This window comes from Buttiauxella izardii, assembly GCF_003601925.1.
GTDB classification, from domain to species: domain Bacteria; phylum Pseudomonadota; class Gammaproteobacteria; order Enterobacterales; family Enterobacteriaceae; genus Buttiauxella; species Buttiauxella izardii.
Genome location: NZ_QZWH01000049.1, coordinates 1 through 13,302, shown reverse-complemented (window position 1 = coordinate 13,302; position 13,302 = coordinate 1). Strand labels below are relative to the sequence as shown.

Here is a 13,302-nt window from a genome sequence, read left to right as displayed (position 1 = left end):
CTGGATGTAGCTGTTTTTGCATGACGCACAGTTATAGAAAGTTCACGCTGTCTGACCCCGCCTGCAGACCCGGAGGAAGGAAACAATAAAAACAGCATGTGGGCGCTATTCATGATAAAAAATGCGAAAAAACAAAGGCCTGTAAACCTCGATCTCACAACGATGAGGTTCCCCGTCACTGCAATCGCTTCCATCCTCCATCGTGTATCCGGCGTGATCACCTTTGTGGCTGTTGGCATTCTATTGTGGTTGTTAGGCCAGTCACTCTCCTCTCCAGAAGGCTTCCTCGTTGCTCACTCCATAATGAGTGGCTTCTTTGTTAAATTCATTATGTGGGGCATCCTCACCGCGCTGGCTTATCACGTTGTTGTGGGTATCCGCCACATCATGATGGACACCGGTTTGCTGGAAGAAACCTTTATAGCGGGCAAACGATCCGCAATGATTTCCTTTGTTATTACTGTCGTGCTTTCAATTCTCGCAGGAGTCCTCGTATGGTAAGCAATGCCTCCGCATTAGGTCGCAATGGTGTGCATGACTATATTCTGGTTCGTGCCTCCGCCATCGTAATCACCCTGTACATCATTTATATGATTGGGTTCTTCGCCACCTCCGGCGAGTTAACCTATGAGATCTGGAGTGGTTTCTTCGGCTCTGCCTTCACCAAAGTATTCACCCTGCTGACACTGTTCTCAATTTTGATCCATGCCTGGATTGGCATGTGGCAGGTGTTGACCGACTACGTTAAACCAGTGGCGATTCGCCTTGGCCTGCAACTCGTGATTGTTGTGGCACTGCTGGTTTACGTCATTTATGGATTCGTTGTGGTGTGGGGTGTGTAATGAGTTTACCAGTCAGAGAGTTTGATGCAGTCGTCATCGGTGCGGGTGGTGCAGGTATGCGCGCCGCACTGCAAATTTCACAAGGCGGCCAGACTTGCGCCTTGCTGTCTAAAGTTTTCCCAACCCGTTCCCATACCGTGTCTGCGCAGGGTGGTATTACCGTAGCACTCGGTAACACCCACGAAGACAACTGGGAATGGCATATGTATGACACGGTAAAAGGCTCCGATTACATCGGTGACCAGGACGCCATTGAATATATGTGTAAAACCGGCCCGGAAGCGATTCTGGAACTGGAACACATGGGTCTGCCGTTCTCCCGTCTTGAAGATGGCACTATTTATCAGCGTCCGTTTGGCGGCCAGTCGAAGAACTTCGGCGGCGAGCAAGCGGCACGTACTGCGGCAGCGGCTGACCGTACCGGTCACGCGTTGTTGCACACGCTGTATCAACAAAACCTGAAAAACAAAACCACCATTTTCTCCGAGTGGTATGCACTCGATCTGGTGAAAAACGCCGATGGCGCAGTAGTCGGTACCACCGCGCTGTGTATCGAAACCGGCGAAGTGGTTTACTTCAAAGCGAAAGCGACCATTCTGGCAACCGGTGGTGCGGGCCGTATTTATCAATCCACCACCAACGCCCACATTAATACCGGCGACGGTGTTGGCATGGCGCTGCGTGCTGGCGTGCCAGTTCAGGATATGGAAATGTGGCAGTTCCACCCAACCGGCATTGCTGGCGCGGGCGTTCTGGTCACAGAAGGTTGCCGTGGTGAAGGCGGTTATCTGCTGAACAAACACGGTGAGCGTTTCATGGAGCGCTACGCGCCGAACGCGAAAGATCTGGCGGGTCGTGACGTTGTTGCGCGTTCCATCATGATTGAAATCCGTGAAGGTCGCGGTTGCGATGGCCCATGGGGTCCACACGCCAAACTGAAACTTGACCACTTAGGTAAAGAAGTTCTGGAATCCCGTCTACCGGGCATCCTTGAGCTGTCTCGTACCTTTGCTCACGTTGACCCGATTAAAGAGCCTATTCCGGTTATCCCAACTTGCCATTACATGATGGGCGGTATTCCGACCAAAGTGACTGGTCAAGCGCTGACAGTCAATGAGCAGGGCGAAGACGTTCTGATTCCTGGCCTGTTTGCCGTCGGTGAAATCGCCTGTGTATCTGTCCACGGAGCCAACCGCCTGGGCGGCAACTCGCTGCTGGATTTAGTGGTGTTTGGCCGTGCTGCGGGCATGCATTTGCTGGAGTCTATCCAGGAACAGGGCGAGCTGCGTGACGCAACCGAAGACGAAATTAATGCCGCTCTGGAGCGCCTGAACCGCTGGAACGGCAACCGTAACGGCGAAGATCCGGTGCAAATCCGTAAAGCGCTTCAGGAATGTATGCAGCACAACTTCTCGGTATTCCGTGAAGGTGATGCGATGGCGAAAGGCCTTGAGCAGCTGAAGCAAATCCGCGAACGCCTGAAAAACGCCCGTCTGGATGACACTTCAAGCGAGTTCAACACCCAGCGTGTTGAGTGCCTGGAGCTTGATAACCTGATGGAAACCGCTTACGCAACCGCTGTTTCCGCTAACTTCCGCACCGAAAGCCGTGGCGCGCATAGCCGCTTCGACTATCCGGAACGTGACGATGCCAACTGGCTGTGCCACAGCCTGTATCTGCCTGAGTCGGAAAGCATGACGCGCCGTGAGGTGAACATGCAGCCGAAACTGCGTCCGGCATTCCCACCGAAAGTGCGTTCTTATTAATAGCGGAGCAAAGTGATGAAACTCGAATTCTCTATTTATCGCTACAACCCGGATGTTGACGATGCTCCGCGTATGCAGGAGTACACCCTGGAAGGGGAAGAAGGGCGCGACATGATGTTGCTTGACGCGCTGATGCAACTGAAAGAAAAAGACCCGACGCTCTCTTTCCGTCGCTCATGCCGTGAAGGGGTTTGTGGCTCCGATGGCGTGAACATGAACGGTAAAAACGGCCTGGCTTGCATCACGCCAATCTCCGCGTTGGGTAACGGAAAGCAGAAGATTGTGATCCGTCCACTGCCTGGATTGCCGGTTGTGCGGGATCTGGTGGTAGACATGGGACAATTCTATGCCCAATATGAGAAGATTAAGCCTTACCTGTTGAATAATGGGCAAAATCCACCGGCTCGCGAGCATTTACAATCTCCTGAGCAGCGTGAGAAATTGGATGGTCTGTACGAGTGCATTCTTTGTGCGTGTTGCTCGACCTCCTGCCCGTCGTTCTGGTGGAACCCGGACAAATTCATCGGCCCGGCAGGTTTACTGGCGGCGTATCGCTTCCTGATTGACAGCCGTGATACCGAAACGGCAAGTCGTCTGGACGGTATGAGTGATGCTTTCAGCGTATTCCGCTGCCATAGCATCATGAATTGCGTCAGTGTTTGTCCTAAGGGATTGAACCCGACGAAAGCCATCGGCCACATTAAGTCGATGCTGCTGCAAAAGAGTGCCTAGCTTTTCGTTCCCTCTCCCGATGGGAGAGGGGATTCAATGCAGGAAACCTTTAAAAACTGCCCTGTTGCGACAGTTTTTAAAGGTTCCTTCTCGAGCCGCCTGGAAAGGAAAAAGGCTCGTAGTTGTGAACCCCGGTAATGTGTACCAGATGTGTACGCAATAGTTATTCACGGCGAAATAAGCATATAAATGCTTAAGGGATCACGATGCAGAACGGCGAAATGAAAGCCTGGCTGGATTCCTCTTACCTGGCAGGTGCAAACCAGTCCTGGATAGAGCAGCTCTATGAAGACTTCTTAACCGATCCTGACTCTGTTGATGCGCACTGGCGCTCAATGTTCCAGCAATTACCTGGAACCGGGGCCAGACCGGATCAATTCCATTCCAAAACACGTGATTATTTCCGTCGTCTGGCGAAGGATGCCTCACGTTATTCCACCGCAATCACCGACCCTGACACCGACGTCAAGCAAGTCAAAGTATTGCAGCTGATCAACGCCTGGCGTTTCCGTGGGCATCAGGCTGCAAACCTTGATCCACTTGGCCTGTGGAAACAGGACGCGGTTCCCGATCTGGATCCCGCATTCCACAATCTGACGGACGCCGATCTTCAGGAAACCTTCAACGTGGGTTCTTTTGCCAGCGGCAAAGAAACCATGAAGTTGTCTGATTTGATCAGTGCGCTGAAGCAGACTTACGGTGGTTCGATCGGTGCGGAATATATGCACATCACCAACACCGAAGAAAAACGCTGGATTCAGCAGCGCATCGAATCGGTGGTGGGGCATTCAACCTTTACGTTGGATGAGAAAAAGCGCTTCCTGAGTGAACTGACCGCAGCAGAAGGCCTTGAGCGTTACCTGGGTGCGAAATTCCCGGGCGCGAAACGCTTCTCGCTGGAAGGCGGTGATGCACTGGTGCCAATGCTCAAAGAGATGATTCGCCATGCGGGTAAGAGCGGCACGCGCGAAGTGGTTCTGGGCATGGCGCACCGTGGCCGCCTGAACGTGCTGATCAACGTCCTGGGTAAAAAACCGCAGGAGTTGTTCGACGAATTTGCCGGTAAACATAAAGAACACCTTGGCACCGGTGATGTGAAGTACCACATGGGCTTCTCATCTGACGTGGAAACTGAAGGCGGCCTGGTTCACCTGGCGCTGGCGTTTAACCCGTCGCACCTCGAAATCGTTAGCCCGGTGGTTATCGGTTCTGTACGCGCTCGTTTAGATCGTCTGGATAAACCAGGCAGCAACCAGGTTCTGCCAATCACCATTCACGGTGACGCAGCGGTTGCCGGGCAGGGCGTGGTTCAGGAAACCCTGAACATGTCCAAAGCGCGCGGTTACGAAGTGGGCGGTACGGTTCGTATCGTGATCAACAACCAGATTGGTTTCACCACCTCCAACCCGCTGGATGCGCGTTCCACGCCGTACTGTACCGATATCGGTAAGATGGTGATGGCTCCGATTTTCCACGTCAATGCAGATGACCCGGAAGCGGTGGCGTTTGTGACTCGTCTGGCGCTGGACTTCCGTAACACCTTTAAGCGCGACGTGTTTATCGACCTGGTTTGCTACCGTCGCCACGGTCATAACGAAGCTGATGAGCCAAGTGCCACTCAGCCAGTGATGTACCAGAAAATCAAAAAGCACCCGACGCCGCGTAAAATTTACGCCGACCGTCTGGAGCAGGAAAAAATCGCCACGCTGGAAGATGCCACCGAAATGGTGAACCTCTACCGTGACGCGCTCGATGCTGGCGAATGTGTGGTGAAAGAATACCGCCCAATGAACATGCATTCCTTCACCTGGTCGCCGTACCTCAACCACGAGTGGGATGAGAGCTACCCGAACAAGGTCGAAATGAAGCGTTTGCAGGAACTGGCGAAACGCATCAGCGGCGCACCTGATACCGTTGAAATGCAGTCACGCGTAGCGAAAATCTACAGCGACCGTATGGAAATGGCGAATGGCGCGAAGAAATTCGACTGGGGCGCGGCAGAAAATCTGGCGTACGCAACGCTGGTTGATGAAGGCGTTTCTGTGCGTCTTTCTGGTGAAGATGTGGGCCGTGGCACCTTCTTCCACCGCCACGCTGTGATTCACAACCAGACCAACGGTTCGACTTACACCCCGCTGCAACACGTTCACAACAGCCAGGGCGAGTTCAAAGTTTGGGACTCCGTGCTGTCTGAAGAAGCGGTTCTGGCGTTTGAATACGGTTATGCCACTGCGGAACCTCGTACGCTGACTATCTGGGAAGCTCAGTTCGGCGACTTCGCCAACGGCGCTCAGGTTGTTATCGACCAGTTCATCAGCTCCGGCGAGCAGAAATGGGGCCGTATGTGTGGCCTGGTAATGCTGCTGCCGCACGGTTACGAAGGCCAGGGCCCAGAGCACTCCTCCGCGCGTCTGGAGCGTTACCTCCAGCTGTGTGCTGAACAGAACATGCAGGTATGTGTGCCTTCAACGCCAGCGCAGGTTTACCACATGCTGCGTCGCCAGGCGCTGCGCGGTATGCGTCGCCCGCTGGTGGTGATGTCACCTAAATCTCTGTTGCGTCATCCACTGGCTGTTTCCACGATGGAAGAACTGGCGAACGGCACCTTCCTGCCTGCGATTGGCGAAGTTGACGAGCTGGATCCTAAAGCGGTGAAACGTGTGGTGATGTGTTCTGGTAAGGTTTATTACGATTTGCTGGAACAGCGTCGCAAAAACGACCAAAAAGATGTCGCGATTGTGCGCATCGAACAGCTTTATCCCTTCCCGCATCAAGCGATGCAGGAAGCATTAAAACCATTTGCTCACGTACATGATTTTGTGTGGTGCCAGGAAGAGCCGCTTAACCAGGGCGCATGGTACTGTAGCCAGCACCATTTCCGTGAAGTGATTCCATTTGGATCCGCCCTGCGTTATGCAGGTCGTCCAGCCTCCGCATCACCTGCGGTAGGGTACTTGTCCGTTCACCAGAAACAGCAGCAAGATCTGGTTAATGACGCGCTGAACGTCGATTAATTAAAGGATAAAAAATGAGTAGCGTAGATATTCTAGTTCCTGACCTGCCTGAGTCCGTTGCCGATGCGACTGTTGCCACCTGGCATAAAAAACCGGGTGACACCGTGACCCGTGACGAAGTGCTGGTGGAAATCGAAACTGACAAAGTGGTACTGGAAGTACCGGCGTCTGCAGATGGTATCCTGGATGCTGTACTGGAAGATGAAGGGACAACCGTCACTTCTCGTCAAATTTTGGGCCGCCTGCGTGAAGGTAATAGCGCGGGTAAAGAGACTTCTGCGAAAGCAGACGCTAAAGAATCTACCCCGGCGCAGCGCCAGCAGGCTTCTCTGGAAGAGCAGAACAATGACGCACTCAGCCCGGCGATTCGCCGCCTGATTGCAGAACATTCTCTCGATGCCAACGCCATCAAAGGCAGCGGTGTTGGCGGTCGTATCACCCGTGAAGATGTGGATAAACATCTGACTCAGGCGAAAGCGACTCAACCTGCACAAGCTAAAGCGGCAGAAGAAACCAAAGCTCCGGTTGCGCCACTGGCTGGCCGTAGCGAAAAACGCGTTCCAATGACTCGCCTGCGCAAACGCGTTGCTGAGCGTCTGCTGGAAGCGAAAAACTCTACCGCCATGCTCACCACGTTTAACGAAGTGAACATGAAGCCAATCATGGAACTGCGTAAGCAGTACGGCGAATCCTTCGAGAAACGCCACGGCGTGCGTCTGGGCTTCATGTCCTTCTACATTAAAGCGGTAGTAGAAGCGCTGAAACGTTACCCGGAAGTGAACGCATCTATTGATGGCGAAGACGTGGTTTACCACAACTACTTCGACGTGAGCATCGCGGTTTCTACTCCACGTGGCCTGGTAACCCCAGTCCTGCGTGACGTCGATACCCTCGGTATGGCTGACATCGAAAAACGCATCAAAGAACTGGCTGTGAAAGGCCGTGACGGTAAATTGACCGTTGAAGATTTGACTGGCGGTAACTTCACCATCACCAACGGTGGTGTGTTCGGTTCCCTGATGTCGACTCCGATCATCAACCCGCCGCAGAGCGCGATCCTTGGCATGCACGCCATTAAAGATCGCCCAATGGCGGTTGACGGTAAAGTTGAGATCCTGCCGATGATGTATCTGGCGCTCTCTTACGATCACCGTCTGATTGATGGCCGCGAGTCAGTGGGTTATCTGGTAGCAATCAAAGAATTGCTCGAAGATCCAACTCGTCTGTTGCTGGACGTTTAGTTTAAAAGCATCACCTGCACTGTAGGCCGGATAAGCGTAGCGCCATCCGGCACGAAAACCGCACCGGTCTACAGGTTTGAATAACGATTACCCTGAAGGATGGATAGAACTCATGAACTTACACGAGTATCAGGCGAAACAGTTGTTTGCTCGATATGGCCTGCCGGCTCCAGTCGGTTACGCCTGCAACACTCCACGTGAAGCGGAAGAAGCAGCCTCTAAAATTGGCGCAGGTCCGTGGGTGGTAAAATGTCAGGTTCATGCTGGTGGCCGCGGTAAAGCGGGCGGCGTGAAAGTGGTTAACAGCAAAGAAGACATCCGTGCTTTTGCTGAACACTGGCTGGGCAAACGCCTGGTGACCTATCAGACAGATGCCAATGGCCAGCCGGTTCACCAGATTCTGGTTGAAGCTGCCACTGACATTGATAAAGAACTGTATCTCGGCGCGGTGGTTGATCGTAGCTCGCGTCGCGTAGTGTTTATGGCGTCCACCGAAGGTGGCGTTGAAATTGAAAAAGTGGCGGAAGAAACCCCACACCTGATCCACAAAGTTGCCCTCGATCCGTTGGCAGGCCCAATGCCTTATCAAGGCCGTGAACTGGCGTTCAAACTGGGTCTGGAAGGTAAACAGGTTCAGCAGTTCACCAAGATCTTTATGGGTCTGGCGAACATCTTCCTGGACCGCGACCTGGCGCTGATCGAAATCAACCCGCTGGTGATCACTAAGCAGGGTGACCTGGTGTGCCTCGATGGCAAACTGGGCGCTGATGGCAACGCATTGTTCCGCCAGCCAGAGCTGCGTGAAATGCGTGACCCAAGCCAGGAAGATGCGCGTGAATCTCAGGCTGCACAGTGGGAACTGAACTACGTCGCACTTGATGGCAACATCGGTTGCATGGTTAACGGTGCGGGCCTGGCAATGGGCACCATGGACATCGTTAAACTGCACGGTGGTGAACCGGCTAACTTCCTGGACGTGGGCGGCGGCGCAACCAAAGAGCGCGTGACCGAAGCATTCAAAATCATTTTGTCTGACGACAAAGTGAAAGCGGTTCTGGTGAACATCTTCGGCGGCATCGTGCGTTGCGACCTGATTGCAGACGGCATCATCGGCGCGGTGGCAGAAGTGGGAGTTAACGTTCCAGTGGTTGTTCGTCTGGAAGGTAACAACGCGGAACTGGGTGCGAAGAAACTGGCTGATAGCGGCCTGAATATTATTGCAGCGAAAAGTCTGACGGATGCAGCACAGCAGGTTGTTGCTGCCGTGGAGGGGAAATAATGTCCATTTTGATCGATAAAAACACCAAGGTGATTTGCCAGGGCTTTACCGGCAGCCAGGGGACTTTCCACTCCGAGCAGGCGATTGCATACGGTACGCAAATGGTTGGCGGTGTGACGCCAGGCAAAGGCGGCACCGAGCACCTCGGCCTGCCAGTATTTAACACCGTGCGCGAAGCGGTAGAAGCGACGGGCGCAACGGCGTCTGTTATCTACGTCCCGGCACCGTTCTGCAAAGACTCCATTCTGGAAGCAATCGACGCAGGCATTAAACTGATTATCACCATCACCGAAGGCATCCCGACACTGGATATGCTGACTGTGAAAGTGAAACTGGACGAAGCTGGCGTGCGCATGATTGGGCCAAACTGCCCAGGCGTTATCACCCCAGGCGAGTGCAAAATCGGCATCATGCCGGGTCATATTCACCTGCCGGGCAAAGTGGGCATCGTTTCTCGCTCTGGTACGCTGACGTATGAAGCGGTTAAACAGACCACTGATATCGGTCTGGGCCAGTCGACATGTGTTGGTATCGGCGGTGACCCGATCCCTGGCTCTAACTTCATCGATATCCTGAAGATGTTCCAGGAAGATCCGAAAACTGAAGCTATCGTGATGATCGGTGAGATCGGTGGTAGCGCAGAAGAAGAAGCGGCAGCCTACATCAAAGAGCACGTGACCAAGCCGGTTGTGGGTTATATCGCGGGTGTTACCGCGCCGAAAGGCAAACGTATGGGCCACGCGGGCGCCATCATCGCGGGTGGTAAAGGAACTGCGGACGAGAAATTCGCAGCGCTGGAAGCCGCAGGCGTGAAAACCGTACGCAGCCTGGCTGACATCGGTGACGCACTGAAAGCTATTTTGCCTCAGTAAGCAGAACTAATAATAAATGTTCGACATGGTTGGCCATCCGTTTGGGTGGCCTTTTTTTGTTAATACCTTCAGTTTTTAAGATCTTAAAAATTCTATTCACACTCGAATATTGGGCCGGAGATAAACTCTGGGCTATTTTTTGCTATTGAGCAGCAATTTGGGATGTACGGTATTATTTCTTTCCTACCATAAACTATTGCAGACGTGCAGGCGCTTCGAGCCCTTATATGTGGAGATAGCTGGTTCGGATTTGCTCCATTTTCAAGAAGAAATTTTGCAAACTCAATATTATTCTTCCAAATGGCTTTGAGTAACGCAGTGTAGCTTCCAGTTAAATCAGTGGCATTAATATTTGCTCCATGTGAAATTAAAAAAGAAGCAATTTTCTGATGTTGTTCAGTCCCGTAATAGGCTGCAGCCATAAGTGGTGGTTGTTGAAAATATCCACTAACTCCATTGACATCTGTTTTGGCAATGTTGACAAGAAAATAAACGGCTTCGATATTAGCTGTACCTACAGCAACATCCAGAGCATCATTTCGGTCTGGGAACGTGACTGTCTTGCATTGCCTGATATCCTCAGCTTCACATTTTTCTCCATTTAAGCATTTAGTACAAAAATACCACGTCCGCTTTAATCCATTTATTGATTGTGGGGAGCTAGCTAGTGGGCTCAAGTAATAATTTGAATATCTTTTTCCACCATATACGGCAAGCACGGATATTGTGATCGCTGCCAAAAGTAATGGGATGACAATCCATTTTGGTAACATACTTGCCCCTCATGTGGTATGCCGTAACTAATTTTGATTAGCTTTAGCTGCTTCTGGGCATCTTCATAAGCTGAACCAACCAATTTTGTATCGCTGACTCTTAAATACCTACCGCCATATGACAGCTTGAAAGAACTTCATTGGAGTGGGGTATTCCTTTGAGTTCTTTATCACATGCTAGCCTGAACCGGATCATAATAATGGTGGTGGTTGTAGTGCAACCCCGATTCTTTATCGTGGATTTTCTGAAGCCGATTAATCTGCATCGGTATACTACCGTCCACCGTTTTACCCACGCATCCAGCCCTACCCAATACTGGCAGAGCTGAGGCAATGATGTGCCAAGATCGCTGATAATACTTATGGATATTTACAGTCAGTATTTGATTTATTTGTATCATTTTCATCTAAAGGTGATGGGTATTTTTTAATATATGTTTCTGCAATTAACTTAGCTTGCTTGAGTTCTTCATCTGTTAATTTTTTCACAACACGTTCTCGCATTTCCTTTGCCTTATGCGATCCATTTGCTACTGCCACTGCATACCAGGCATAAGATTGTTGATAATCCTGTGGGAATCCCTTGCCCCCTTCAAGATAAATTCCCCCGAGAAGGTTATATACATTGTGCATTGTTTCAGCATTGTGTATATAACCCTCTGCATCTTCGCGTGGCAAATAAGAACCTGCACTCTCAATTCCACGACAATAATCCCCAAACCCAGTTCCGAATCCATCCATACCCTCCAATCCTAATGGATCGACCTGTCGAATTGGATTGCTTGTATATCAATGCCCCCCTCTACCCTAATTGGATCCTATGTGATACCGTCCCTGCAGCGGATTGTAATAATGATGGCGGTTTTAATGCAGGCCCGATTCTTCATAAACCTTCTGGCCCTAGATTATTAAGCTACTACCCTTCTGGTTTTACTATTTATTCTATAAATTACCCCCTTTAATTTCGGCCAAAATACTTATACCGTTCGTGTTCAGTCCTAACATTGCGTCTGTTTAAAATATACTTCAAGTTGCATGTGTGTTGGTTTTCCTGCAACTCGAGTTATTTAGGGTATAGGCATATATTTTTAGCTCCGATCATCAACTCAGGATTTTGAGCTATCAATGAACAACAACCAGGGATTATGGGTGCAATTTCACGGCGGTTATATCCCAATGCAACCTTACATGCAGCATGTTCTTTTTTTCCTGTCGATATTAGCGAAGGGTCTGCACCTTTTTGTATGAGGAGCTTTGCAAATTCGAGATTGTTTTTCCAAATTGCAACCAATAATGCAGTGTTAATCGGGGACTCTTCTCTTACTGCATTAATATTTGCTCCGTGTAGAAGTAAAAACTCAGCAATTTCTTGGTGTTTTTTAGTTCCATAATAAGCTGCACTCATTAAAGGGGTTCTATGTGAATCTCCTGTGGAAATATTTACATCCGTTTTAGCTACATTAACCAGGAAAAAAATAGCTTCAATGTTAGCTGTTCCTACTGCTACATCAAGGGCATTATTTCTGTCTGGTAGAGTTACAGTTTTGCATTGTTTGATATCATCATCCTCACATTTTCCAGTACTCAGACATCGCTCACAAAAATACCATGTTCTTTTTAATCCATTTATCGATTTGGCTGAACTGGCCCACGGACTCAAGAAATAATTCGAATATCTTTTACCGACATTTACGACAAGTACGGAAATGGTAATAGCTACCAATAGCAACGGTATTACAATCCATTTTGGCAAAATACTGACCTCAGTTGTGGCAAGTTGAGATTATTTGGTGCTTACTGTAGCTGCCTTCTGTGCCGCTTCATAAGCCGGACCACCTAAATTTTTTACTGCGGACTGATAAATGCCTGCCGCCATATGACAACTTGGTAGCACCTCTTCGGAGTGGGGTATTCCGTGGAGTTGATTATCACATGCTAGTGCAATGTTATTTCCTAATTGGGTATCACAGATTGCTTTATTCTTACCTAGTTCTCCATAGCATTCATCATGAGTTTGACAGGCTGCCGCGAAGTCAACGCCATAAAGAACATCAGGGACATATGCATCTGTTTTTACGTCACCACAGCCGGCTCCCCAAGGTTTACCATCAGGGCGCAGAGATACCGGAGGATCGATATTATCCATGGAGTCGGACATTACACCAGAAGCTGAAGTCTGGATTCCGGGCTGACTAACAAATATACCTAACCCATTTAATCCTCTTGGATCGAATCCTTGTAAAGGATTTAGTGGATAACTATAAACATTCCACCCCCCTGCCAACCCAATCGGATCCTGCGTAATATATCTTCCCTGCAGCGGATCATAATAACGGTGGCGGTTGTAGTGCAGCCCCGACTCTTCATCATACTGCTGGCCCTGCATTCTCAGCGGCTGGTGCAGTTTCTGCGGATTGTGTTCACTGAGCACATTACCCCACGGGTCGAGGGTGATGTGCCAGTCGACGCTGCCTGCGGTGCTGACCAGTGCCAGCGGCGTGCCAAGATGGTCGCAGTGGTACAGATGGATTTGGCGGTCACTTTCCGGCTCCGGCTCCAGCCACAGGGCGAGGTTTTCCGCCTTCAGACCGGTGGAGTTGAGGAACTGTAGCGTGTCGTCACTGAGCTGGTTTTTGCGCAACTCCTGTTCAATGACGTTCAGCCGCTGATGCAATACCGGCGGGAAGGTGACTTCCGCGTCACGTTCGAGCTTTTCGGCCAGTGGGCTGTGGCGGTCTTCGGCTCTCATCTGCTCCACCCGCAACAGCGGCACAAAGCTGCCG

At 50.8% G+C, this 13,302-nt stretch carries 12 protein-coding genes; 8 read left to right on the top strand and 4 right to left on the bottom strand.

Annotation, left to right across the window (positions count from 1 at the left end; translation table 11 throughout):
* The first annotated feature begins 96 nt into the window (after positions 1-96).
* The 8 genes from sdhC to sucD all read left to right on the top strand — a co-directional run bounded on the left by sdhC (position 97) and on the right by sucD (position 9,746).
* A complete protein-coding gene (gene sdhC, locus D6029_RS18630; protein WP_167456031.1) occupies positions 97-501 on the top strand; it encodes a succinate dehydrogenase cytochrome b556 subunit in 405 nt (134 codons plus the stop codon).
* A complete protein-coding gene (sdhD, locus tag D6029_RS18625; RefSeq protein WP_120066215.1) occupies positions 495-842 on the top strand; it encodes a succinate dehydrogenase membrane anchor subunit in 348 nt (115 codons plus the stop codon). The genes sdhC and sdhD overlap by 7 nt, the downstream gene beginning before the upstream one ends.
* Complete coding sequence (gene sdhA / locus D6029_RS18620) at positions 842-2,608, top strand: succinate dehydrogenase flavoprotein subunit (RefSeq protein WP_120066214.1); 1,767 nt, start codon at positions 842-844, stop codon at positions 2,606-2,608. Before sdhD ends, sdhA begins: the two co-directional genes overlap by 1 nt.
* A 15-nt stretch (positions 2,609-2,623) precedes the next feature.
* Positions 2,624-3,340: a succinate dehydrogenase iron-sulfur subunit gene (locus D6029_RS18615; RefSeq protein WP_034458770.1), complete on the top strand. Its 717-nt coding sequence runs from the start codon at positions 2,624-2,626 to the stop codon at positions 3,338-3,340.
* 206 nt (positions 3,341-3,546) lie between these two features.
* Complete coding sequence (gene sucA / locus D6029_RS18610) at positions 3,547-6,354, top strand: 2-oxoglutarate dehydrogenase E1 component (RefSeq protein WP_120066213.1); 2,808 nt, start codon at positions 3,547-3,549, stop codon at positions 6,352-6,354.
* Between the two features lie 14 nt (positions 6,355-6,368).
* Entirely contained in the window at positions 6,369-7,595 is a 1,227-nt protein-coding gene (gene odhB, locus D6029_RS18605; RefSeq protein WP_120066212.1) for a 2-oxoglutarate dehydrogenase complex dihydrolipoyllysine-residue succinyltransferase, read from the top strand.
* A gap of 112 nt (positions 7,596-7,707) precedes the next feature.
* The gene (gene sucC, locus D6029_RS18600; RefSeq protein WP_034497176.1) at positions 7,708-8,874 is read left to right on the top strand and encodes an ADP-forming succinate--CoA ligase subunit beta; all 1,167 of its coding nucleotides are present in this window, start codon (positions 7,708-7,710) and stop codon (positions 8,872-8,874) included.
* Entirely contained in the window at positions 8,874-9,746 is an 873-nt protein-coding gene (sucD, locus tag D6029_RS18595; protein ID WP_034458762.1) for a succinate--CoA ligase subunit alpha, read from the top strand. Before sucC ends, sucD begins: the two co-directional genes overlap by 1 nt.
* Positions 9,747-9,838: 92 nt before the next feature.
* On the opposite strand, the gene D6029_RS18590 is transcribed toward sucD, so the two are convergent.
* From D6029_RS18590 to D6029_RS18575, 4 genes are all read right to left on the bottom strand, one after another.
* Positions 9,839-10,519, bottom strand: coding sequence for an ankyrin repeat domain-containing protein (locus tag D6029_RS18590; protein ID WP_120066211.1), 681 nt, complete (start codon positions 10,517-10,519; stop codon positions 9,839-9,841).
* A gap of 360 nt (positions 10,520-10,879) precedes the next feature.
* Positions 10,880-11,260: a hypothetical protein gene (locus D6029_RS22435; RefSeq protein WP_147365251.1), complete on the bottom strand. Its 381-nt coding sequence runs from the start codon at positions 11,258-11,260 to the stop codon at positions 10,880-10,882.
* A 322-nt stretch (positions 11,261-11,582) separates the two neighbouring features.
* Entirely contained in the window at positions 11,583-12,272 is a 690-nt protein-coding gene (locus tag D6029_RS18580; RefSeq protein WP_167456030.1) for an ankyrin repeat domain-containing protein, read from the bottom strand.
* 30 nt (positions 12,273-12,302) lie between these two features.
* On the bottom strand, positions 12,303-13,302 hold a 1,000-nt coding region (locus D6029_RS18575), incomplete at its 5' end, for an RHS repeat-associated core domain-containing protein (RefSeq protein WP_147365250.1).